This is a genomic window from Mycobacterium sp. (assembly GCF_049608025.1).
In the GTDB taxonomy this organism is placed as follows: Bacteria; Actinomycetota; Actinomycetes; order Mycobacteriales; family Mycobacteriaceae; genus Mycobacterium.
In genome coordinates this window covers 1-21,726 of the sequence record NZ_JBMYXC010000054.1, presented here as the reverse complement: position 1 = coordinate 21,726, position 21,726 = coordinate 1, and the positions used below count along the sequence as shown (strand labels likewise).

23 protein-coding genes, 1 tRNA gene and 1 pseudogene are annotated in these 21,726 nt (G+C 65.3%); 9 read left to right on the top strand and 16 right to left on the bottom strand.

What is annotated here, in order from left to right:
• Positions 1-322: 322 nt before the first annotated feature.
• From ACPGXI_RS15035 to lmeA, 7 genes are all read right to left on the bottom strand, one after another.
• Positions 323-610 carry a hypothetical protein gene (locus ACPGXI_RS15035; protein WP_526654282.1) on the bottom strand — a complete coding sequence of 96 codons (288 nt, stop codon included), beginning with the start codon at positions 608-610 and terminating at the stop codon, positions 323-325.
• A complete protein-coding gene (locus ACPGXI_RS15030; RefSeq protein ID WP_526654280.1) occupies positions 610-1,335 on the bottom strand; it encodes a nitrobindin family protein in 726 nt (241 codons plus the stop codon). Before ACPGXI_RS15030 ends, ACPGXI_RS15035 begins: the two co-directional genes overlap by 1 nt.
• Positions 1,336-1,472: 137 nt before the next feature.
• On the bottom strand, positions 1,473-1,775 hold the full coding sequence (locus tag ACPGXI_RS15025) for a DUF1416 domain-containing protein (RefSeq protein ID WP_526654278.1): 303 nt from the start codon (positions 1,773-1,775) through the stop codon (positions 1,473-1,475).
• A 1-nt stretch (position 1,776) separates the two neighbouring features.
• Positions 1,777-2,610: a sulfurtransferase gene (locus ACPGXI_RS15020; protein ID WP_526654276.1), complete on the bottom strand. Its 834-nt coding sequence runs from the start codon at positions 2,608-2,610 to the stop codon at positions 1,777-1,779.
• A 204-nt stretch (positions 2,611-2,814) separates the two neighbouring features.
• Positions 2,815-2,907, bottom strand: a complete 93-nt coding sequence (locus ACPGXI_RS15015; RefSeq protein ID WP_526654274.1) for an Ms5788A family Cys-rich leader peptide — start codon at positions 2,905-2,907, stop codon at positions 2,815-2,817.
• Between the two features lie 29 nt (positions 2,908-2,936).
• Positions 2,937-3,359, bottom strand: a complete 423-nt coding sequence (locus ACPGXI_RS15010) for a TlpA family protein disulfide reductase (protein WP_526654272.1) — start codon at positions 3,357-3,359, stop codon at positions 2,937-2,939.
• Positions 3,356-4,153, bottom strand: a complete 798-nt coding sequence (gene lmeA, locus ACPGXI_RS15005) for a mannan chain length control protein LmeA (protein WP_526654286.1) — start codon at positions 4,151-4,153, stop codon at positions 3,356-3,358. Before lmeA ends, ACPGXI_RS15010 begins: the two co-directional genes overlap by 4 nt.
• A gap of 189 nt (positions 4,154-4,342) precedes the next feature.
• On the opposite strand from lmeA, the gene ACPGXI_RS15000 reads away from it, so the two are divergent.
• Together ACPGXI_RS15000 and mshD are read left to right on the top strand one after the other, a co-directional pair.
• Complete coding sequence (locus ACPGXI_RS15000; protein ID WP_526654270.1) at positions 4,343-5,179, top strand: winged helix-turn-helix transcriptional regulator; 837 nt, start codon at positions 4,343-4,345, stop codon at positions 5,177-5,179.
• Positions 5,176-6,078 carry a mycothiol synthase gene (mshD, locus tag ACPGXI_RS14995; RefSeq protein WP_526654268.1) on the top strand — a complete coding sequence of 301 codons (903 nt, stop codon included), beginning with the start codon at positions 5,176-5,178 and terminating at the stop codon, positions 6,076-6,078. The genes ACPGXI_RS15000 and mshD overlap by 4 nt, the downstream gene beginning before the upstream one ends.
• A gap of 52 nt (positions 6,079-6,130) precedes the next feature.
• Here the strand turns inward: mshD and arsB are convergent.
• From arsB to ACPGXI_RS14980, 3 genes and pseudogenes are all read right to left on the bottom strand, one after another.
• Positions 6,131-7,201 (bottom strand): annotated as a pseudogene (gene arsB / locus ACPGXI_RS14990) (ACR3 family arsenite efflux transporter); the annotation flags it as partial.
• Positions 7,202-7,240: 39 nt separating this feature from the next.
• A complete protein-coding gene (locus ACPGXI_RS14985) occupies positions 7,241-7,948 on the bottom strand; it encodes an arsenate reductase ArsC (RefSeq protein WP_526654266.1) in 708 nt (235 codons plus the stop codon).
• A gap of 13 nt (positions 7,949-7,961) precedes the next feature.
• Positions 7,962-8,639 carry a metalloregulator ArsR/SmtB family transcription factor gene (locus ACPGXI_RS14980; RefSeq protein WP_526654264.1) on the bottom strand — a complete coding sequence of 226 codons (678 nt, stop codon included), beginning with the start codon at positions 8,637-8,639 and terminating at the stop codon, positions 7,962-7,964.
• Between the two features lie 198 nt (positions 8,640-8,837).
• Here ACPGXI_RS14980 and pstS point away from each other — a divergent pair, with 198 nt between their 5' ends.
• From pstS to pstB, 4 genes are all read left to right on the top strand, one after another.
• A complete protein-coding gene (gene pstS / locus ACPGXI_RS14975) occupies positions 8,838-9,950 on the top strand; it encodes a phosphate ABC transporter substrate-binding protein PstS (protein WP_526654262.1) in 1,113 nt (370 codons plus the stop codon).
• Positions 9,951-10,048: 98 nt separating this feature from the next.
• On the top strand, positions 10,049-11,017 hold the full coding sequence (gene pstC, locus ACPGXI_RS14970) for a phosphate ABC transporter permease subunit PstC (RefSeq protein ID WP_526654260.1): 969 nt from the start codon (positions 10,049-10,051) through the stop codon (positions 11,015-11,017).
• Positions 11,014-11,919: a phosphate ABC transporter permease PstA gene (gene pstA, locus ACPGXI_RS14965; RefSeq protein WP_526654258.1), complete on the top strand. Its 906-nt coding sequence runs from the start codon at positions 11,014-11,016 to the stop codon at positions 11,917-11,919. The genes pstC and pstA overlap by 4 nt, the downstream gene beginning before the upstream one ends.
• A gap of 38 nt (positions 11,920-11,957) precedes the next feature.
• Entirely contained in the window at positions 11,958-12,734 is a 777-nt protein-coding gene (pstB, locus tag ACPGXI_RS14960; protein ID WP_526654256.1) for a phosphate ABC transporter ATP-binding protein PstB, read from the top strand.
• A 71-nt stretch (positions 12,735-12,805) separates the two neighbouring features.
• Here the strand turns inward: pstB and phoU are convergent, their stop codons facing one another.
• From phoU to ACPGXI_RS14935, 5 genes are all read right to left on the bottom strand, one after another.
• Positions 12,806-13,474, bottom strand: a complete 669-nt coding sequence (gene phoU / locus ACPGXI_RS14955; protein WP_526654254.1) for a phosphate signaling complex protein PhoU — start codon at positions 13,472-13,474, stop codon at positions 12,806-12,808.
• A 92-nt stretch (positions 13,475-13,566) separates the two neighbouring features.
• Complete coding sequence (locus tag ACPGXI_RS14950; protein WP_526654252.1) at positions 13,567-15,471, bottom strand: LCP family protein; 1,905 nt, start codon at positions 15,469-15,471, stop codon at positions 13,567-13,569.
• Positions 15,472-15,726: 255 nt separating this feature from the next.
• Positions 15,727-16,812: a tRNA dihydrouridine synthase DusB gene (gene dusB / locus ACPGXI_RS14945; protein ID WP_526654284.1), complete on the bottom strand. Its 1,086-nt coding sequence runs from the start codon at positions 16,810-16,812 to the stop codon at positions 15,727-15,729.
• Between the two features lie 113 nt (positions 16,813-16,925).
• Complete coding sequence (locus tag ACPGXI_RS14940) at positions 16,926-17,945, bottom strand: acyl-ACP desaturase (RefSeq protein WP_526654250.1); 1,020 nt, start codon at positions 17,943-17,945, stop codon at positions 16,926-16,928.
• A gap of 107 nt (positions 17,946-18,052) precedes the next feature.
• Complete coding sequence (locus ACPGXI_RS14935; protein ID WP_526654248.1) at positions 18,053-18,634, bottom strand: TetR/AcrR family transcriptional regulator; 582 nt, start codon at positions 18,632-18,634, stop codon at positions 18,053-18,055.
• An 80-nt stretch (positions 18,635-18,714) separates the two neighbouring features.
• On the opposite strand from ACPGXI_RS14935, the gene ACPGXI_RS14930 reads away from it, so the two are divergent.
• The 3 genes from ACPGXI_RS14930 to ACPGXI_RS14920 all read left to right on the top strand — a co-directional run bounded on the left by ACPGXI_RS14930 (position 18,715) and on the right by ACPGXI_RS14920 (position 21,478).
• Positions 18,715-19,725 (top strand): oxygenase MpaB family protein, encoded by a 1,011-nt coding sequence (locus ACPGXI_RS14930; RefSeq protein ID WP_526654246.1) that lies wholly within the window; start codon positions 18,715-18,717, stop codon positions 19,723-19,725.
• Positions 19,726-19,737: 12 nt separating this feature from the next.
• Complete coding sequence (locus tag ACPGXI_RS14925; protein ID WP_526654244.1) at positions 19,738-20,631, top strand: serine/threonine-protein kinase; 894 nt, start codon at positions 19,738-19,740, stop codon at positions 20,629-20,631.
• Between the two features lie 166 nt (positions 20,632-20,797).
• Positions 20,798-21,478, top strand: coding sequence for a VldE C-terminal domain-containing protein (locus ACPGXI_RS14920; RefSeq protein WP_526654242.1), 681 nt, complete (start codon positions 20,798-20,800; stop codon positions 21,476-21,478).
• A gap of 30 nt (positions 21,479-21,508) precedes the next feature.
• Here ACPGXI_RS14920 and ACPGXI_RS14915 read toward each other — a convergent pair.
• Positions 21,509-21,581, bottom strand: a tRNA-Lys gene (locus tag ACPGXI_RS14915).
• Positions 21,582-21,726 lie beyond the last annotated feature (145 nt).

Sequence of the window (21,726 nt, the reverse complement as noted above, 5' to 3'; positions counted from 1 at the left end):
CCCCGAGATGGGGTGCGAGTCGCGTGACCACTAAAGATCACTCACTCGCAACGGCTTAAATCTCTTGTGGCGCTATCGAAGCGCGGGTAAGTTCGCGGGTACACAAGAAGGGAGGTGGTCCGAGAACTTGATTGACTTATGGACATGTGAGGTGGCTGCGAGCTAGCAGCGCCGGGGTACGTTGACGCACCTGTGCGCGCTGGCGAAATCCCCGCAGTCACCCGGCCCCCGAGCCCTTCGGTCTTGTCCGACCGGATACCAAGGCTCGGGGGCCGTTCCATGTCTAGGGAAAGACCTGGCTCCGCACAGCCGCGAGTCTGGGTTATCCGGCCGGTCCGGGCGCCAGTGACGAACACTCCGCCATGGCCTTCTCCCAGTCCGCGGGGTCGACACCGGGAGGAGCGTCGGCCATCGGTCCCGCCGGCGCGGGCATCCCATGGCGGCTCAAGCAGAGTGCGAGGGAGCCGTGACCGACGCTGGGCGCCTCGGTGGCCGACACCGACACCGACGCCGATGGCGCCGACGGCGCGGGGGACTCCTCAGCTGGTGCCGAACACGCCACTGCGCCGCCCGCCGCGGCCAGCGCCGCCGCTATCGCCCACCTGCGCACTAGCCGACGAACCTCGACAGGCGGGCGGACAGATGGGGCACCAGTCCGCCGTCGGCGTCGACACGCTCCTCCACATAGGCGAGGTCGCCGCTCTCGACGATGCCGTAGAGCCGCTTGGCGCCCCCGACGAGCAGGCCCGACTTGCTGCGGGCGAGCGCATCGGTGACCAACTCCCAGGATGACTGGGTGAGCGGCCGGCCGTAGAACAGTTCGACATACCCGGCCGAGTGCGCCAGCAGCAACTCGATGGCTTGGGACTCGCCGGGGTCGGTTGGGTCCTCGACGAAACGCCAGAATCCGGTTTCGCGCAGATCCGCGCCGCTGGACTCATCGTCGTCGTTCAACCGCCAGGAACGCGCTTCCCAGTTGAGGTAGGCGCCGCCGTCATGGGACACGATGATCTGCTGGCCGAACCGGTAGTCGCCGTGGGGGCCACGGCCCTCACCCGTACCCCGCCAGACGCCTACCAGCGGCAGCAGTGCCAGCAGGGCGTCATCGAGGTTCGCGCCGTCGCGAAGGTTGGCCGTGTCGGCGGGGATCGGAAGGTCGCCGAACACCGGAATGTTGCGCGCAGCGGTTTCTCGGGCTCGCTCGGCTGCTGCGGCGACCGCCGCATCGCCGGATCTGAGCTCGGAGTCGCTGCGTTCCGGGTCGTCGCTAGTTCCACCCGGGCCGCTGTGCTCTCCCCCGCCGGCGGGAGGTACCCCTTGCCCGCCGGACGTCACGACTCGTCGGTGACGAGACGGTACAGCGCATACAACGCGAACCACGTGATGACCACGACGGCCGCGACGAGCATTATCTCGAAGAACAGGACCACGGATTTGAGTCTAGCCGTGAAGACTCCAAGCCGTCAGCTGACTCAGTCGACCTTGACGTCGACCTCGTGGATGCCCGCGCCGGTCGGCGAGACGCCGGCGTCGCCGTTGCCTGCCGGGGACAACGCGCGCAGCGTCCACGTGCCGGGTGCGGCGAAGAACCGGAAGTCGCCGGTCGCCGAGGCGACGACCTCGGCGGTGAACTCGTTCGAGCCGTCCAGCAGACGCACGAATGCGCCCCCCACAGCTTGACCCGAGCCGTCGACGACGCGGCCGGTGATCACCGTCTCCTTCTCGAGGTCGACGTTCGCGGGCAACGTCAGCCCTTGCTTGGGTGCAGTGCACATATCAATTTCCCAACTCGATAGGGGCGCCCACCAGGGAGCCGTATTCGGTCCAACTGCCGTCATAGTTCTTGACATTCGGGTGTCCCAGCAGCTCCTGCAGCACGAACCAGGTGTGCGATGAGCGCTCACCGATGCGGCAGTAGGCGATGGTCTCCTTATCGCCGTCCAAGCCGGCCTCGGCGTAGAGCCTGGCCAGGTCCTCGTCGGACTTGAAAGTGCCGTCCTCGTTGGCGGCCTTGCTCCACGGCACGTTGATGGCGCTGGGAATGTGGCCCGGACGCTGACTCTGCTCCTGCGGTAGGTGCGCGGGGGCCAAGATCTTGCCGGAGAATTCGTCGGGGGAGCGCACGTCGACCAGGTTGCTGGTGCCGATCGCGGTGATGACCTCGTCGCGGAATGCCCGGATGCTGTTGTCGGGATCCTTGGCCGCGTAGCTCGTCCCCGGTCGGGTGACCGCGTCGGTGGACATCGGTCGGGCGTCGAGTTCCCACTTCTTGCGCCCACCGTCGATCAACTTCACGTCCTGGTGGCCGTACAACTTGAAGTACCAATAGGCATAGGCGGCGAACCAATTGTTGTTGCCGCCGTAGAGGATCACGGTGTCGTCGTTGGCGATGCCGCGCTCGGACAGCAGTTTCGAGAACTGCCCGGCATCGACGAAGTCGCGCTTGACCTGATCCTGCAGATCGGTCTTCCAGTCCAGCTTGATCGCCCCGGGAATGTGACCGGTGGCGTAGGCGCTGGTGTCCTCGTCGACCTCGACGAACACAGTCTTCGGCGCGTCGAGATTGCTCTGGGCCCAGTCAGTTGTGACCAGGACGTCGGAGCGTGCCATATGGGAAATCCTCTCGGTTGTGGTGCTGAAGAGCGAGAAATCGCGTTTCCACGACCCCCGCTGCGACCGCGCTGCTGGTAGGGGTATCGGTGATGTTGCTCGACATTGCTGTGCTCCTGTGTTGCGGAATTGTCGTGCGGAACGGCTGGCGCGGCGGGACAAGGACCGCCGGCAGAGTGCCGGGCGCAGAACGGGCGCGACTACTCAGCAGCTGCGACAACAACAGCAACAACCCGCAAGGCGGCACAGGTCGACTGCGCGGCGCTTGGTGAGCGAGAGCTCAAGGCGGGCTGACACGGTCGACACCCTACCCAATGAGAGGCCGATCAATCCAGCAACGGTTCCAGCACCGACTGCAGGTCAGCGGTCCTCGGCACCCCGGAGGCGCGGTAGCGCTGCCTACCGTCGGCGTCGAAGACAAACGTCGTGGGTAGTGACAGCACCGAAAGCATCTGTGTTGCAGCCGGATTGGCGTCCATATCGATTTCCACGTGCGCCACTGCCGGCTGGTTCGCGCATACTTGCTCGACCACGCGGCGCACGGCTGCGCAGGGTGCACACGCCACAGCGCTGAAGTGCACGATGGTCGGCCCGAGCTGCGACAGCCCCAGCTGGCTGATATCGAGGTCGGGCGTCTCCGGCGTCGGCCTGGGTGGGCGGGCACGCAACCCCAGAAGCCTGCCGATCACCAGCGCCAGGCCGGAGGTGGCGAACAGCGCGGCGATGACTGCGGTCCATGTTGGGATCACGACAGTCTGAACTCGTCGAGTTCGATGGTCACTCCCTCGGCGATGCCCTCGATGATGACATCGGAGCCGCGCGCCCCCTCGCTGGAGGGTGTGATGCCGAACGGCAGCTTCTGGCCGGGCAGGCTGGTGGAGAAGGCGGCCAGCACCGCGGGCAGTTGATCGTCGGGCACTGTCTGGTCGGCGGTCCCCGGGCCGGTCAGCACCCCGGTCGCCGACATGACCAGTGTGGTCGCCTCGGGCCCGACGATGGACAGATCGACGGCGATACTAACCTTCTCGTCGAAGCCGGACCCCTTCGGAGTGCCGGTGAAGACCAGCCCCCGGTTACTGGATATGCCCGACTCGGTGGTCTCGCCGGCGGAATCGTCGGTCTCCTCGCTGGGCGCCTCGACCAGCAGATCGGTGACCCCCATATATCGGCCCAGGTGCGTGGAGTCGATGATGATCCGGCTCTCCAGTTTGCCCACCGCGAGCGTTGCGTCCGGCCGAATCAGCCAGGAACCCTCGCCGAGGTCGATCGAATGCATGGTCGCTTCCAGCGAAGCCTTGCCGATCACGGGGTGATCCACGCCACTCGCCTTGATCTCCACCTCGTCGTAATGGTGCCGCATCGCTTGCGTAGCGAAGGGGAAGCCCAGGATCGCCACCGACGGGTCCCAGTTCAGATTGGCGGCACTGCGAACGCTCCTGGCCAGGCGATATTCGGCGTAAATGGCCGTGCCGAAGTCGATACCCACGGCGCCGACCAGCACCGCGGTCAGGGTTGCCAGGGCGCCGATCACGAGTTTGCGCACGTCGTCATTGTCGCTCACGACGCGGGGATCGTCGGTTCGGCGCGGCTTTCGGCCAGGTTGCGCGCTATCGTTAGAGTCCATCGGTCGGGTAACGGCCATGTGTCAGGCATGAATCTGGGAAGTCACTGCGCGACAGGGTTGTCGCGGCGGTGTCCCGGCGAATGATCTTCACAGCTCCTGGAGGGCCAGTTGGATCTACTGCTACTGACGGTTGACCCTCAGCCTGAGTCAGTCCTGCCCTCGTTGTCGCTGTTGGCTCACAACGTGCGTACGGCGCCGACCGAGGTGTCGTCGCTGCTGGAAGCCGGAACCGCGGATGTGGCCATCGTCGACGCGCGCACCGACCTGGCCGCCGCCCGCGGCCTGTGCCGATTGCTGGGGACGACGGGATCGGATGTCCCGGTGGTGGCCGTGGTCAACGAAGGCGGCCTGGTCGCGGTCAACGTCGAGTGGGATCTCGACGAGATACTCCTGCCCGGCACCGGCCCCGCTGAGATCGACGCGCGCCTGCGGTTGCTCGTGGGGCGTCGAGGCGGTGCGACCAACCAGGAGAACCTCGGAACGGTCAGCTTGGGTGAGCTGGTCATCGACGAAGGCACCTACACCGCGAGACTGCGCGGGCGCCCGCTGGATCTGACATACAAGGAATTCGAGCTGCTGAAGTATCTGGCGCAGCACGCCGGCCGGGTGTTCACCCGGGCCCAGCTCCTCCAAGAGGTGTGGGGCTATGACTTCTTCGGTGGCACCCGCACAGTTGACGTGCACGTACGGCGCCTGCGCGCCAAGCTCGGCATCGAGTACGAGTCGCTCATCGGCACCGTGCGCAACGTCGGCTACAAGGCGGTCAGGCCGGCGCGGGCCCGCGCGTCTGCCCCCGGGACAGAGTTCCCAGAGGAGTCCGAAGAGGGGGACGACGGGGATGTACTCGGGGACGGGAACGTCGGCGACTTGCCTGTGGACGCGGCCCTCGGGGACGTGCCTGGCGGTGTGCCGGCCTCGCTGGCTGAGCAGCTGCACTCTAAGTGACCTCGGTCGATTGGTGCTCGCATCTCGCTGAGTCGCAGCAGCGGGCGGTGCGTGAGATCATCAGCGTAGCAACAGAATTCGACGGTGTCCCCCCTGTTGGGGAGCAGGTCGTGCGCGAATTGGACCATTCCCGCACGCAGCATCTGGTAGCCAAGGGCGCCGCGGGGGAAATCACCGGTTATCTGAACCTGACACCGGAAATGGCCGAGTTGGTGGTGGCGCCGGACGCCCGCCGGCAGGGCATCGGCACCGCAATGATCGGAGCCGCGTTGCAGCGAACGGCCGGGTGCAGCCGGTTCTGGGCGCACGGCACGCTGGCCGCGGCGGAGGCGGCCGCGGCCGCACTCGGGCTCAGCCCGGTGCGTCGGCTGTTGCGGATGCGGCGCCCGCTGGGCAAGTCCGGCGGGGGGAGTGTCGGAGCTGCCGCTGTCCCCGACGGAGTGCGGATCCGCACGTACGCCGGACCGGGAGACGATGCCGAAATCCTGCGGGTCAACAACGCGGCCTTTCGCTGGCATCCCGAGCAGGGCGGCTGGACCGGCTCCGAAATCGCCGAACGAAAGGGTGAGCCGTGGTTCGACCCCGACGGGCTGTTCTTGGCCTTCGATCAGACCGGTGATCGATTGTTGGGCTTCCACTGGACCAAGGTGCACGTCGATAAGCCCGGCGTCGGTGAGGTCTATGTCGTCGGCGTCGATCCGGCAGCCCAGGGGACCGGGTTGGGGCGGGCGCTGACCGCGGTCGGGATGGGCTGGCTGGAGCAGCGACTGGCCGACACGGTCGAGCCCACCGTCATGCTCTACGTCGAATCCGACAACACTGCGGCGGTCCGCACCTATGAGAGTCTGGGCTTTGGCGTCTACGGCACCGACACCGCCTACGCGCTCACGACATCGTGAGCGTGCGCTCCACCGCTCATCGAGCGTTTTCCCCGGTGTGGGCGGGTGATTCGGTGAGGGGCGGCGCGGCGAAGCGCCCTCGAAGGGCCAGCGACACGTATACCAAGGCCACCAGCACCGGGACTTCGATCAATGGTCCCACGACGCCGGCCAGTGCCTGCCCGGATGTCGCGCCGTAGGTGGCGATGGCAACCGCGATCGCCAACTCGAAGTTGTTACCGGCCGCGGTGAACGCGAGGGTGGTGGTGCGCTCGTAGCCCAGACCGATCGCGGCTCCGACGAGGAAGCCACCGCTCCACATGATGGCGAAGTAGGCCAGCAGCGGCAGTGCGATGCGTGCCACATCCCACGGTCTGGAAATGATCTGGTCGCCCTGCAGCGCGAAGAGGATGACGATCGTGAACAGCAGGCCGTACAGCGCCCATGGCCCGATTCGGGGGAGGAAGCGCGACTCGTACCACTGCCGTCCCTTGGCTCTCTCGCCGAACCGGCGGGTCAGATAGCCGGCCAGCAGGGGTATGCCGAGGAAGATGAGGACGGATTTGGCGATCTGCCACACCGAGGTGTCGATGGTGGTCTGCTCCAACCCCAGCCAGCCGGGCAGCACGGAGAGATAGAACCAACCCAGTGCCGCGAACATGACGACCTGGAACACCGAATTGATCGCAACCAGCACTGCGGCGGCCTCCCGGTCGCCGCACGCAAGGTCGTTCCAGATGATCACCATCGCGATGCATCGGGCGAGGCCGACGATGATCAGGCCCGTGCGGTACTCGGGCAGGTCGGGAAGTAGCAGCCACGCCAGCGCGAACATCAGCGCCGGACCGAGGATCCAGTTCAGGAACAGCGAGGCCAGCAGAAGTCTGCGATCACCGGTGACGGTGTCGAGACGGTCGTAGCGGACCTTGGCCAGTACCGGATACATCATGACGAGCAGGCCGATGGCGATGGGCAGTGAAATCCCGTCGAGTTCGACCGCACTCAAGGTCTCGCCCAGGCCCGGAATCAGTCGGCCGAGCAGCAGTCCTACGACCATGGCGACGCCGATCCACAACGGCAGCAACCGATCCAGCGTGGACAGCTTGGTTACGACGGTGCCGTGAGTGTCGGCCGGGGCGCTCATCGATGGTCTCCTCGATGGTTTTCAGATGGTGTCAAGGTCTCAGGGGTTGTCGATATCGAACAAGGGGGCGACATCGTTGGCCGTGATGTCGAGCTCGGTGAGCAGGTCGCGCACCCGGCGCTCGATGTCGTCGCGAATCGGCCTGACGTCGCCGACACCCTGGCCGGCCGGGTCGTCGAGCTTCCACTCCTCATAGCGGCGCCCTGGGAATACCGGGCAGGCATCGCCGCAGCCCATCGAGATCACCACGTCGACAGCCTGAACGATCTCGTCGGTCCAGGGTTTGGGGTACTCGCGCGAGATGTCGATACCGCGCTCAGCCATCACCGCCACCGCTGCCGGATTCACCTCGTTGCCCGGTTCGGAGCCACCCGACCATGCGACGGCCGCGTCGCCGGCCAGCTGGGTGAAGAAGCCCATGGCCATCTGTGAACGGCCTGCGTTGTGGGTGCACAGAAACAGCACGGCCGGCGTCCCGTCGTGGTGTTTGCCCTCCACCCGGGCCAACGCCCCGAGGCGTTGCCGGGCGAAGCGTTCGGCAAGTAGTGGGAGGAAGTTCGGGATGCTGGCTCGTCCGGCGAACTGGCTGTACGAGGAATGCAGGAAGCGCTCGATGGTCTCGACCCCGAAGATGCCGTCGAACTCCTTTTCCAGCTGGGTGGCGGCGGACTTCAGGGCGAGGCGCTGATCGATGGACAGGTCGTAGCGCAGACGTGGATGGGCTTCTGGGGCGAAGCGGTCGGTCATACCGTTCTCCTCGTCAGGCAGTCTTCAGGGTGGGCACGAGATGGTGGATTCGTTCGGTGAGGTCGCTGACCGCGGCATCGAAGGCGGCGGCTCGCTCGGTGCGGGCGGGGTCGGCTACCGACCAGTGCAGGCGGGTCGGGTCGGCGGGTAGTTCCTCATGGGCCTGGTCGCAGACCGCGATGATGAGATCCCCGGGTGTCAGCACGTCGCGAAGATCGCGCGGGCTGTGTGGTTGCAGGTGCAGGTTGTGACGGCGGGCAGCGGTCACCGCCCCGGGGTGGATGCGGGCGGCGGGGTGGGTGCCGGCCGAGGTGGCGGGCAACTCGCTGCGATGGTTCCAGATCGCGGCCGCGAGTTGGCTGCGTGCGGAGTTCTGCGTGCAGACGAAGACCACGCGGTGAGCCTGGGGCTCCGCGGTAGGAACCAGCGCTTCGAAGGCATGGTGGTTGAGCCTGAGATAGGTCCGCCTTCCATCGGCCTCGGAGCGGGTGTGGCTGATCACCCCTGCCTTCTTGAGCACCCCGAGGTGGTGGGAGAGCAGGTTGGACGGCACGTCCAGAACCTGGCGCAGTTCGGAGGGGGAGGCGTCGGCCGGTAGTAGATGGTCAACGATCGCCAGTCGTGCCGGGTCGGCGAGCGCGGCAAAGACGGCGGTCCGCCTGGCAAGGCCGGAATCTTGGTCAATCACCATTGAGTCAATAATTGCTGAAGTTCCCTGCCGGCGTCAACTAATGCAACCGAATCGTCGCCCCCGGCCCCCTCCCGGTTCATCTTCCGTTCACTGTGTGTAGGGCGCTGATTCACAGGAAGCCCTTAGGTTCACAGCCGAGCAGGGATGTGTCTGCTCTGCCAAGAACACGCGTTCTGCCCCCTGTGCTTAAGGAGCTTTGTGAAGGCCAAACGAACTGGTGCCGCGGTGAGCCTGCTGGCCGCCGGAACTCTGTTGATGTCGGCGTGCGGCAGTGACAACAACGCCGGATCGGGAGGCGCCGACTCGGCGCCTGCCGAGGACTGTGCAGGCAAGGAGTCGCTGAAGGCCAGTGGTTCGTCCGCCCAGGCCAACGCCATGACCAGGTTCGTGAATGCCTACCAGAAGGTTTGTCCGGGCTTCACCGTGAACTACACCTCCAGCGGCTCGGGCGCGGGTGTCTCCGAGTTCACCGGCGGCCAGACCGACTTCGGTGGCTCCGACTCCCCGCTGAGCGAAGAGAAAGGTGAGTACGCGAAGGCCAGCGAACGCTGCGGGGGCTCAGATGCGTGGAACCTGCCGACGGTCTTCGGGCCCATCGCGGTGACCTACAATCTGGACGGCGTGGACGGGCTGGTACTCGACGGTCCGACGTTGGGCAAGATCTTCAACGGAGCCGTAACGACCTGGGACGCACCGGAGATCGCGGCGCTGAACGAAGGCAAGTCGCTGCCCGCCGAGCCGATCAACGTCATCTTCCGCAGCGACGAGTCGGGCACCACCGACAACTTCCAGAGGTACCTGGAAGCCGCATCCGACGGGACGTGGGGCAAGGGTGCGGGCAAGTCGTTCGCCGGCGGTGTCGGCGAGGGCGCCAAGGGTAACGAGGGCACATCGGCGGCGATCAAGAACACCGCCGGTTCCGTCACCTACAACGAATGGTCGTATGCGACGAAGCAGGGCCTGTCCGTGGCCCAGATAGTCACGTCGGCGGGGCCGGACCCGGTCGAGTTGACCGTCGAATCGGCGGGCAAGGCGATCGACAGCGTCAAGGTCTCCGGCGTGGGCAACGACCTGGTGCTGGACACCTCGTCGTTCTACATGCCTACCGAGGCGGGCTCGTACCCGATCATGCTGGCCACCTACCAGTTGGTCTGCTCGAACTACCCGGAAAGCGATGTCGCCCCGGCGCTCAGGAAGTTCCTGACGGTCGCGCTGGGTGCCGGCCAGGAAGGCCTCGAGGAAGCCGGGTACATCCCGGTGCCGGAGAAGTTCAAGGAACGTTTGAGTACCGCCGTCGACGCGATCTCCTGAGCGCCTCGGCATAGGAAGCGATGACACTGAGACCCGAGCCGACCGCAGTGGGCTCGCCGCAGTTGGCGGGCACACCGCGCGACAGAGATACTCCGAAGATGCCTGCCAATCCCCCGCAGAAGTCGGCACTGACGGACGGCGGCGGCCGCTGGGGAGACCGGATCTTCAAGTCGATCGCGATCGGCTCCGGCGGCGTCATCATCGCGGCGATCGCGCTGATGGGGCTGTTTCTGTTCGTCCGCGCCATGCCGTCGCTGTCGGCGAACAACGTCAACTTCTTCACCAGCACGGAGTTCAACACCACCGACTCGGACAATCTTCGGTTCGGAATCGCCGAATTGTTCCAGGTCACCGTGCTGAGTTCGGTGTTCGCGCTGGTGATCGCGGTGCCCATCGCGGTCGGTATCGCCGCGTTCCTGACCAACTACGCGCCACGCAAGCTGGCCAGGCCGTTCGCCATTCTGGTCGACCTGCTCGCGGCCGTGCCCTCCATCGTCTTCGGGCTCTGGGGAATCTTCGTGCTGGCGCCCTGGCTTGAACCGATCTCGAGGTTCCTCAACGACAACCTCAGCTGGTTCTTCCTGTTCGCCGACGGCAACGTCTCGCTCTCCGGCGGCGGCACCATCTTCACCGCCGGGATCGTGTTGGCGGTGATGATCCTGCCGATCATCACCTCGGTGACCAGGGAAGTCTTCAGCCTGACCCCCAAGGGGCAGGTCGAGGCGGCCCAGGCCCTGGGAGCGACCAAGTGGGAGGTGGTCCGAATGACCGTCTTCCCGTATGGGCGCAGTGGAATGATCGCCGGCTCGATGCTCGGACTTGGACGTGCCCTCGGTGAGACGGTGGCCGTGCTGATCATCCTGCGCACCGCGGCGCAGGCCGGACAGTGGTCGCTGTTTGACGGCGGCTACACGTTCGCTTCCAAAATCGCCTCTGCTGCAGCGGAGTTCAGCGCACCGTTGCCGACCGGCGCCTACATCGCCGCAGGATTCGTGCTCTTTGGCCTGACCTTCGTGGTCAACGCGCTCGCCCGGTTGGCAGCCGGCGGAAGGGTTAGTGGAGGATGACGTCCAGCACGCTCGACGCCTCGGTCAAGGGGCCGACGTTTCACCCGATCAGCGCGGGCCGCAAGGTCAAGAACAACGTCGCGACGGCGTTGTTCCTCGGTGCCTTCCTGATCGCCCTGGTGCCCCTGGTCTGGGTGCTCTACACCGTGCTGGTGCGCGGATTCACGGCGATCGTGTCGTCGGAATGGTGGATGAATTCGCTCTACGGGGTCCTGCCGGAGGATTTCGCCGGCGGCGTCTATCACGCGATCTACGGCACCATCATCCAGGCGGCGATCGCCGCGGTGATCGCCGTTCCGCTGGGCGTCATGGCCGCGGTGTACCTGGTGGAGTACGGGCGCGGGCGGATGGCAAAGGTCACCACGTTCATGGTCGACATCCTCGCCGGTGTCCCATCGATCGTGGCTGCGTTGTTCATCTTCGCTCTGTGGATCGCCACCATGGGCTTCCAGCAGAGCGCGTTCGCCGTGTCGCTGGCCCTGGTGCTGCTGATGTTGCCCGTGGTGGTTCGCAACACCGAGGAGATGCTCAAACTCGTTCCCGACGAGCTGCGCGAGGCGTCGTTCGCACTCGGGGTTCCGCAGTGGAAGACCATCCTGCGCATCGTCATTCCCACCGCACTGCCCGGAATGATCAGTGGAATCCTGCTCGCGCTGGCAAGGGTGATGGGCGAGACCGCTCCGGTGCTGATCCTGGTCGGCTACAGCCGGGCGATCAACTTCGACGCGTTCGAGGGCAACATGGCCTCGCTGCCGCTGCTGATCTACACCGAGTTGATCAACCCGGAGGCAGCCGGCCGGATGCGGGTGTGGGGTGCCGCCCTGACGCTGATTCTGCTGGTCGCCTTCCTCTACCTCGCGGCGGCATTTGTCATCCGGTTCCTGAACCGAAATCGATCGTGACGACATGGATCTGACGACATGAATATGAGGGGTGGCTGATGGCCAAGCGACTGGATCTCAAGGACCTGAACATCTACTACGGCTCCTTCCACGCTGTCGCGGACGCGAGCCTGTCCGTGCTGCCGCGCAGCGTCACAGCCTTCATCGGGCCGTCAGGCTGCGGCAAGTCGACGGTGCTGCGAACGCTGAACCGGATGCATGAGGTTCTTCCCGGCGCCCGGGTGGATGGCTCGGTACTCCTCGACGGCGAGGACATCTATGGCGCGGGCATCGATCCGGTCAGCGTGCGAAAGACGATCGGCATGGTCTTCCAGCGCCCGAATCCGTTCCCCACGATGTCCATCAAGGACAACGTCGTCGCCGGTTTGAAGCTTCAGGGCGTGCGCGGCAAGGACACCCTCGACGAGGTCGCCGAGCGCTCGCTGAAGGGTGCCAATTTGTGGAATGAGGTCAAGGATCGCCTGGACAAGCCCGGCGGTGGGCTCTCGGGTGGCCAGCAGCAGCGGCTGTGCATCGCCCGAGCAATCGCCGTTCAGCCCGCAGTGCTGCTGATGGATGAGCCCTGCTCGGCGCTGGACCCGATCTCCACGTTGGCGATTGAGGACTTGATCGCCGAACTCAAGCAGGACTTCACCATCGTCATCGTCACCCACAACATGCAGCAGGCCGCCCGGGTGAGCGATCAGACGGCCTTCTTCAACCTCGAGGCCACGGGCAAGCCCGGCAAGTTGGTCGAGGTCGACAACACCGAGACAATCTTCTCCAACCCGAGCCAGAAGGCGACCGAGGACTACATCTCCGGCCGGTTCGGATAGGTCGAGCAGCAACGGCTTGGCGCGAACCCTAGGGACACGCCCGGCTTTGCCGGGGCGTGCTCAACGGCCGTTCAGAGCGACAGCGGCAGCTCGATGTCCTCAGGACTGCTGCCGGTGACCTGGAAGATGACCCGGCGAGCCACCTCGACGGCATGATCGGCGAAGCGCTCGTAGAAGCGGCCAAGCAGTGTCACATCGACGGCCGCGGCGACGCCGTGCTTCCACTCACGGTCCATCAACACCGTGAAGAGGTGCCGGTGTAGATCGTCCATCGCATCGTCTTCTTCGCGGATGCGGGCGGCCTTTTCCGGGTCCCGGGTGATCAGCACCTCCTGGGCGCTCTGGCCGAGTTCGACGGCGACCCGGCCCATCTCGGCGAAGTAGCCGTTGACCTCTTCGGGCAGCGCGTGCTGGGGATGGCGGCGGCGAGCGATCTTGGCGACATGCAGGGCCAAAGCTCCCATCCGGTCGACATCGGCGACGATCTGGATCGAGCCGATGATGGCCCGTAGGTCGCCGGCCACCGGGGCCTGCAGTGCGAGCAGCACGAAGGCGCTCTCCTCGGCGCGCACACTCATCATCGCGATCTGTTCGTGGTCGGTGATGACCTGCTCGGCAAGCGCCAGATCCGCCTGCAGCAGTGCCTGGGTGGAGCGCTCCATCGCGTCCCCGGCCAACCCGCACATATCACCAAGCTGACTGTTCAGGGCGCTCAACTGCTCATGGTAAGCGGTTCGCATACCGTCAGCCTACGGGCTGTCCGCCCAAATCGTCATGAGCCGGCCGGTGAACGAAAGGTGAATGCCACTTGCCTAGACGGCGCTGCCACCGATCAGTCGCAGGTGGTGTCGGCGGCGTTGGTGACCGTCAGATCCTCGGGCAGCTGAGTGGGAGTGCTGGTGGTGCCGCGGATGAGGTGAGCCCGGATGAGGGATCCGCTGGGGGTGGGAGCGGTTACCGAGGTGTAGTCGCTGCCGAGCACCACCTGAACCGCGTCGCCCATCCCGGTGACGCGCTGGATGGTCGGATTGACGAACGAGGAGGCTACGGTCGCGGCGGCCTCCTCGTTGCCCGCCGAGAAGAACACGGTCGTCTGCGACAGCGCACCCGGATAGTCGTCGGGGGTGGTGACGTCGAAGCCATAGGCCTCCAACTTTTCTGCCGTGGATGCCCCGAGTCCGTTCTTGGCCGTCGAGTTCGACACCTGCACCGTGACGGACCGCGGGCTGGTGGCGACCAATTCGACGACTTCGCCGCCGTTGGATGTCGGATCACCCGCAAGCGAGGTGGTCTCATCGGCCATCGACTCCGAAGCACCGCCCAGTGCCGTGTTGTCGGAGTCGCGCTCCTCGGGGAGCGGATCGTCGTTGATGATCGCTTTGAACAGTGCGCGCATGTCGTCGGTGCGGGGCACCTCGTTGCCGTACTCGTCGGCATATCCGACCGTGGGCACCGTGATGAAGGTGATGCGACCCGCCGAAACACCCTGAACGGACTGGCCTAGATCGACGAGGTCCTTGGTGTCGAGGTTGTCGACGTAGCTGTCGCCGATGAACATGTCGACCACATTGTTGAGCTTGGACAGGGAGAAGAACGTCTCCTTGGAGATCATCGACCGCAAGAGCGACGAGAGGAACAACTGCTGTCGCTTGATCCTGCCGTAGTCGCCGTTGACCTCGGTGGTCACCGAACGGGCGCGGACGTAGTTCAGGGCGGTGTGGCCGTCGACGATCTGACGCCCGGCTACGGGCAGTACCGTGCCGAGCTCATAATCCTCGATCGGTACGGTGCTGCACACCTCCACCCCGCCCAGCGCGTCGACCATTTTGGAGAATCCGGCGAAATCGACTGCCATGAAACGGTTCACGTGCAGACCTGACAACTTCTGGATCACCTTGACCAGACACTTGGGCCCACCCACGGCGAATGCCGAATTGAGCTTGTACTCGGTGTAGGCCTCGTCGGGGCCGTAGGTACCGGTCTCTTCGTCGTAGATGGGCGCGTACTCGCGGGTCTCGGGGTTCCACACTTTGCAGAACATCGGAGTGATTTCCAGATCCCGTGGGAACGACACCGCGACGACACGTTCACGGTTGGCCGGAATGTTCACCAGCATTATCGTGTCCGACCGCGACCCGGCCACCTCGTCGGTGTCTCCGGCGCCCATCTCGAGGTTTTCGCCGAACCGGCTGTCGACACCGACGATGAGGAAGTTCTCATCGCCGAACTGTGCGTTCGGGTCGACGATGTCGCGGGAATCCGGGTCGAGCGCAGAGACCCGGTTCAGGAGGTTGTTCTTCGAGGACTGCCACTGCCAGGCGCTGCCTGTGAGGGTGAGCGCGAGCACGGCGATCAGCGCCGCTGCCGAGCGGCCCAAGAGCACGCCGCGGCGGCGACCGGCGCGTTGGGGCCGGCTGCGGTGGGGCGCCCGGGGCCCGGTCAAGTTCGGCAGTTCCGGGGTGGGCGCAGCGATCACCGGGAGGATCGTCGTGTCGACGTCGTCCGGTTCTGGATAGGGTTCTGGCTCTGGTGCGGCGCGATGGCGCCGCGGCTCCGGCAGCGGGGCATCACCGTTGATCTTGGCGATCAGGTCGGCGACGGTGACCGCTGAGCCCGGCGATGGGTGGGTCGATCGGGTACGCCTGTCAGCGTCGGCCCTGTTGCCGGTCCTGTTGCCAGCCCTGTCGTGGCCGCCGGGTAGGGGACGACCAGGAGTGGCGCGACCGCCATCATCCATGTTCGTACCGGCCTTCCAGCTCCCGACCGCCTGTCGCCGCGTTCGTGCGGTTCGTGCGTGTCGTTGCGGTCTGGGCACTCCACAAGTGCCGCCTGCCTGCCAACTGTCTAACGCTCGCCCCGGCTTCGCCACCGGAGCCGAACAATTAAACGGTCATCGTACTAAGACATTCTGAGAAACAGCCAGCCGAACCCGATGCATCGGGTTCGTCCCGGGGCCGCGGATGCTCCTGAAATTGTTTCTCTTCTGCCCAGTTCAGCCGCCTGAATGCAGCACGTCTGCCCCGACAGGCACCGTACAGTCGTCGGGGTCGTTGAGCCAACCCTCGGGAAGCGTCACCGCTGCCGCTGAGCCCTGACGTCCCCTGGGTCCGCTGCCCGCCAGCGGGAACGGTATGTCGGGGTCCAATTGCCTGAGCAGATCCTCCAGCTCAGAAATCGTCTTGACCAGTGCTAATGACCGCCGCAGGTCGGCTCCGGCGGGGAACCCGTGCAGGTACCAGGCGACGTGCTTGCGGATGTCGCGCATTGCCTTGTCCTCCCCGAAGTGTGCGGCAAGGAGTTCGCCGTGCCTGCCGATGATCGTCGCTACCTCGCCGAGTCGCGGCGGGGTAGCCGGCGCTTCCCCGCTGAAAGCGGCCGAGAGTTCGGCGAACAGCCACGGCCGTCCCAGGCAGCCCCGGCCGATCACGACGCCGTCGCAGCCCGTCACGGCCATCATGGCCAGCGCGTCTTGGGCGTCGAAGATGTCACCGTTCCCGAGCACCGGTATTTCGGTGACATGAGATTTGAGCGCGGCGATCTGGCTCCAGTCGGCGGTTCCGGAGTAGCGCTGCGCGGCGGTGCGTGCGTGCAGGGCGACCGCCGCAGCCCCTTCCTCCTGCGCGATGTGCCCGGCATCAAGATGGGTGTGGTGGTCCTCGTCGATGCCGATCCGGAACTTCACCGTGACGGGTATGTCGGAGTCTCGCGTCGCGGCGACTGCCGCCCCGACGATCCGGGCGAACAATCGTCTCTTGAACGGTAGGGCGGCCCCGCCGCCTCGCCTGGTCACCTTCGGTACGGGGCAGCCGAAATTCATGTCGATGTGGTCGGCCATGCCCTCGTCGGCGATCATTTTCGCCGCCGCGTAGGTATTTTCGGGGTCGACGGCGTAGAGCTGCAGTGATCGCGGTGACTCTTCCGGCGCGAAGGTCGTCATGTGCATCGTGACGGGGTGGCGCTCGACGAGGGCGCGCGCGGTGACCATCTCGCACACGTAGAGACCGCTCACAGTTCCGGCGCGGGCCAGCTCGAGTTCGCGGCACAGCGCGCGGAATGCGACATTGGTCACCCCGGCCATCGGGGCCAGCACGACCGGGCTGCGCAGTGCGAGCGGCCCGATCCGCAGAGCAGACTGTGCCGATGAGCCGCTTGCGCGCAGAGCAGACTGTGCCGCCACGGGGGTGGTGGAACTCAACGGGCCGCGGAGGTACCGACCAGTAGGTTCTTGGCGGCCTTCTTCTCGGCGACCTGCGCCTGACGGGCGAGTCGCCGCTCCTTGGCCACCTCGAACTTCTCGACGGTCTCCTCTAGCTCCTCGACCAGGACGCCGAGGTCGTCGCGCATCCGCGCGGCTTCGCCGGTGAAGTCCTCGCGCTCGAAAATGCGCCACTTCTTGAGCACCGGTGACACGATGTCCTCGAGGTGGATGCGCGGATCGTAGACACCTCCAGAGGCGATGACGACGGCCCTGCGCCGGAAGTCCGGGATGGTGTAGCCGGGCATCTTGAAGTTGCGCAACACTTTGTGCAGGGACTTCATCGCCTGATTGGGGGCGATCTCGAACCCGGCCTCGGACACGTCGCGGTAGAAGATCATGTGGAGGTTCTCGTCGGCGGAGACCCGCTGCAAGAGCTGATCGGCGACGGTTTCGTCGCACGCCTTACCGGTGTTGCGGTGCGAGACACGGGTGGCGAGCTCCTGGAACGTCACATAGATCACCGAGTCGAAAAGGCAACCGGCGAAAAGGTCGACATCGCCCTGGTCGCCCTGATCGTTCTGGCCCGGGCTGAAGCCGCGAGTCATCTGTTCCACGCGCAACTGCTCGAGCTCGATGGGGTCGAATTCCCGGGTGACGACGAGGTAGTCGCGCAGCGCGATGCCGTGGCGATTCTCCTCGGCGGTCCATCGGTTCACCCAGAAACCCCAGGGGCCGTCCATGCTGAAGTTCATCGCGATCTCGCGGTGGTAGGACGGCAGGTTGTCCTCGGTGAGCAGGTTCACCACCATTGCGACGCGGGCGACCTCGGAGAGTTTGGACTGCTCGGGGTCCCAGTCCTGGCCGCCGAGCGCGTAGAAGTTCTTGCCGTCGGACCACGGAATGTAGTCGTGCGGGTTCCAGTCCTTGGACATCCGCATATGGCGATCGACGTACTGCTCGACGACGGGCTCGAGCTCGGTCAGCAGTTGCAGGTCGGTCAGGTCTTTCGACACGACACCTCCCAATTTATCTGTACCTAATGGTTGCACTCAATATATCTGTGTACGCCGGTGACATTCAAGCCAGCGCGCCGCAGTCGAACGCCTGGGCCCGCCGTCGGCTACCGGGCCGCGCCGCTGAGCAGTAGGTCGACACAGTGGTCGATGAACTGTTCCCGGGTCGCGGTCAGTCGACCGTCGAGGTATGCGGTGAACAGTGCGCTCAGCGCCCCGATCAGGCCGGTGGCGACCATCGCCTGGACGGTGGAGTCGGTGATGCGGGTGAGCTTTCGCTGCAGCAACTCGATGAAGCTGGGCATCCACTCGGCGCCCGAATGTGCCAGTACCGGCTCCGCCTCGGGGGCAAGCAGCAGGACCCGTCCACGTGCGGGGTCGTCGACCATCAGTGCGACGAATTTTTCGACCGCGTCACGGGGGCTCTCCGACTTCATCAGCGTCGACATCGCGGTGTTGCACACGTCGTCGTAGACCGCGGCGACGTATTCGTCACGATCGGTGAAGCTCTCGTAGAAGTAGCGCTCGGTGAGCCCGGCGGTCCGGCAGGCCGCGCGGACGGTCAGGGCCGGCCCGCCGTGGTTGCCCAGCAGGGCAACGCCCGCGGTGATCAGTTCGTCGCGGCGGAGTACCTGGCGGTCCTGCAGCGGAACACCTGACCATCGGCCGCGTCGTTGACCGGACGTCACATCCCTCCTAGGCTTGACTGACAACATTCGTAGTCAAAATACCGTGTGGCGAGCTGACGTGTTCACGGGAAGGACGCCGGTTGACTCAAGATACGTCCGAAACCTCTTCGGTGGACAGTGGATCTGCCGCAACCCCGGCGGTGGGCTGCCCGGTAGGGCCGGGGGGCTATGACGCGCCGCCGCAGCCGCTCGGTCCGGACTCGCTGACGTGGAAGTACTTCGGCCGGTGGACGGGGATGTTGCAGGGCCCGTGGGCCGGCTCGATGCAGAACATGCACCCGCAACTAGGCGCGGCAGTCCAGCAGCACTCGATTTTCTTCCTGGAGCGGATGCCGCGGCTCTTCCGGTCGGTATATCCGATCGGCGGTGTGGTGTTCGACGGCGACCGCGCTCCGAAGACCGGAGCGCAGGTTCGCGACTACCACATCGGCATCAAGGGCGTCGATGATCAGGGCCGCCGCTACAGCGCGCTGAACCCTGATGTCTTCTACTGGGCGCACGCCACATTCTTCAAGTCCACGCTGCTGGCCGCGGAGTGGGTCGGCGGCGGACTCACCGAGGCGCAGAAACGCCAACTGTTCGACGAGCACATCCAGTGGTACCGGATGTACGGGATGAGCATGCGGCCGGTACCGAAGACCTGGGAGGACTTCCAGGAGTACTGGGATCACATGTGCCGCAACGTGTTGGAGAAGAACTGGGCCGCTTGTGAGGTACTCGACCTGTCTGGCATGACCAAGCACCCATCGCTGGAGTGGTTGCCGGACTGGCTGTGGCGACTCAACGTCATGGGTATGCAACGATTCTTCAACTTCACCACCGTAGGGCTGTTCGATCCGTCGGTGCGTGAGTTGATGGGCTACAGCTGGTCACCCCGTCAGGAGCGGCTCCACCGGCTCTTCGGTGCCGTGGTCTACCGGACGACCAAGCTGCTGCCGAAGCGCATGCTGATGCACCCGAGGAAACGCTCGGCTTGGGACCGTGCCCACGGGCGTCTGCCCGCGGACTCGCCATTGGTGGAAACCCCGGCCCGCAATCTCCCGCCCGTCGAGTATCGCGACAACCCGCACTACTACAGCCCTAAGGTTTGAGAGCCCGAAGGCATGCAGGCGCCCGAAGTTTATGGCGGTCGCTACGAACTGCGCGGCGTCCTCGGCCGCGGTGGGACCGCCGAGGTGCGGGATGCCTGGGACGTCGTGCTGGGCCGCCCGGTGGCTGTGAAGGTGTTGTACCCGTCGGTGAGCGCACAGCCGGATTGTCGACGACGGTTCGCGACCGAGGCGCGTTCTGCCGCCCGCCTCAATCATCCGCATATCGTGGCGGTGCGCGACTCCGGCGTGCACCGCGGCAGGCAGTACCTGGTGCTGGAGCGGCTGCCTGGACACAGCCTGGCTGACGTGCTGGCCCATGGCGGACCGCTGACCAGCCAGCAGGTGCGCGCGATCATGGGCGATGTGCTGTCCGCGCTCAGTGCCGCGCACCGCCGAGGTGTGCTGCACCGCGACATCAAACCGGCCAACATCCTGTTCACCCTGTCCGGGAGCGTGAAGATCGCGGACTTCGGTGTCGCCAAGACCGCTGAGACTCCACAGACACTCACCAACCGGGTCTTCGGGACGATGGCCTACCTGCCGGCTGATCGGATAGCGGGACGGCCGGCGACCACGTGCGACGACCTCTACGCGCTCGGGGTGGTCGGCTACGAGGCGCTGACCGGACGTCGGGCCTACCCGCAGACCAACCTCAGTGATCTGGCCGATGCCATCTCCGCAGGGCATCTGATGCCGCTGAAGACGATGCGTCCGGACATCGACCCGGCTCTGGCCGAGACTATCGAGCGGTCGATGGCCCGCGACCCCCGGTGGCGCTTCGGTACGGCCGACCACATGCGGGCCTGTCTGATCGGTCCGGCGCAGAAATCTCGGGCCGGCCCATTATTGGCGGCCAGCACAGTACTGGCCGTGCTCGTGCTTGCCGCGTTATTGGTGATGGCCTAGCTACGTATGCGCTTGACCTGCGAATATGTCGGCGAGATGGAGGGGTGCCAGGCTGGCGTATACCTTTGCTAACCGGTGGATACCGGTCCGGTAACGATCGGCGCGCCGAATTCTGTTTTTGCGATCAGTGCTGTAGTTTGCCACGATTGCCCGTATGTTCCATGTCGTGGGCCGACACTCAACGTTCAAAGGGCGACGCAACCCCTCTGTATTTTTGGCATGTGCGCTCGCCCCGGCAGCTCTGTTCTTTGTGGTGAAAGGTGACGCCAGCCCCCTGGCCGAGCCTTCCAGCATCGAGGCGGTCGAAGCGCAGGCTCCGCTGCTCGTCAATGAACCGGAGTCGTGCTGCATCCAGGTGATCGCATCCTCGGCCATGGCGCCGGAGGCCGGCAGAACTATCGCCGAGGCCAGTGGACGTCCCTCGGCGGGCTCGCAGGCCGCGTCCAGATGGCGAGTCGTCAGCCGCACCTTGCCGGCTGGACACGCGCCGGAGCAGGGCCTGCAGGTCAAGACGATCCTGACCTCACGAAGCATCAGCGCGTTGTTTCCCGCAATCAGCAACATCGGCGGGGTACGGCCGGACTCCCTGCGTTGGCACCCCAATGGCCTGGCGCTGGATGTGATGGTCCCTGATCCCACCTCCGAGGCCGGCATCGCCCTCGGTGACGCGATCGTCGCCTACGTGTTGGAGAACTCGCACCGGTTCGGGATACAGGATGCGATCTGGCGTGGGGTCTACTACACCCCAAGTGGTGCACGGCCGGGCGGGTACGGGCACTACGACCACGTCCACATCACGACGACGGGCGGCGGTTACCCGTCCGGCAACGAGCTGTACCTGCGCTGAGGCGCCGTGCCCTGAGCGGGTCTCGGGTAGTGCCCCCACCAGGGCTCGAACCTGGGACCTGCGGATTAAAAGTCCGTAGCTCTACCAACTGAGCTATAGGGGCGAACGGTCTGGAAAAGGATAACCGCGGGCTACGCGTTTGAGGATTTGGGTGCCAGTACCCTAAGCTATCGAAGCTCCCAACGGTGCGATGTTGTGAGTACCCCGGAGAGATTCGGCCGGCCCCCTTCGTCTAGCGGCCTAGGACG

Excerpts from the sequence above, each read along its gene's own strand:
- ACPGXI_RS15025 (WP_526654278.1), bottom strand. The coding sequence starts at position 1,775 with ATGTGCACTGCACCCAAGCAAGGGCTGACGTTGCCCGCGAACGTCGAC.
- ACPGXI_RS14985 (WP_526654266.1), bottom strand. The coding sequence starts at position 7,948 with ATGACCGACCGCTTCGCCCCAGAAGCCCATCCACGTCTGCGCTACGAC.
- pstC (WP_526654260.1), top strand. The coding sequence starts at position 10,049 with ATGCCTGCCAATCCCCCGCAGAAGTCGGCACTGACGGACGGCGGCGGC.
- dusB (WP_526654284.1), bottom strand. The coding sequence starts at position 16,812 with ATGGCCGGGGTGACCAATGTCGCATTCCGCGCGCTGTGCCGCGAACTC.
- ACPGXI_RS14925 (WP_526654244.1), top strand. The coding sequence starts at position 19,738 with ATGCAGGCGCCCGAAGTTTATGGCGGTCGCTACGAACTGCGCGGCGTC.
- pstB (WP_526654256.1), top strand. The coding sequence starts at position 11,958 with ATGGCCAAGCGACTGGATCTCAAGGACCTGAACATCTACTACGGCTCC.
- pstA (WP_526654258.1), top strand. The coding sequence starts at position 11,014 with ATGACGTCCAGCACGCTCGACGCCTCGGTCAAGGGGCCGACGTTTCAC.
- ACPGXI_RS15020 (WP_526654276.1), bottom strand. The coding sequence starts at position 2,610 with ATGGCACGCTCCGACGTCCTGGTCACAACTGACTGGGCCCAGAGCAAT.
- ACPGXI_RS14950 (WP_526654252.1), bottom strand. The coding sequence starts at position 15,471 with ATGGATGATGGCGGTCGCGCCACTCCTGGTCGTCCCCTACCCGGCGGC.
- phoU (WP_526654254.1), bottom strand. The coding sequence starts at position 13,474 with ATGCGAACCGCTTACCATGAGCAGTTGAGCGCCCTGAACAGTCAGCTT.
- ACPGXI_RS14980 (WP_526654264.1), bottom strand. The coding sequence starts at position 8,639 with ATGGTGATTGACCAAGATTCCGGCCTTGCCAGGCGGACCGCCGTCTTT.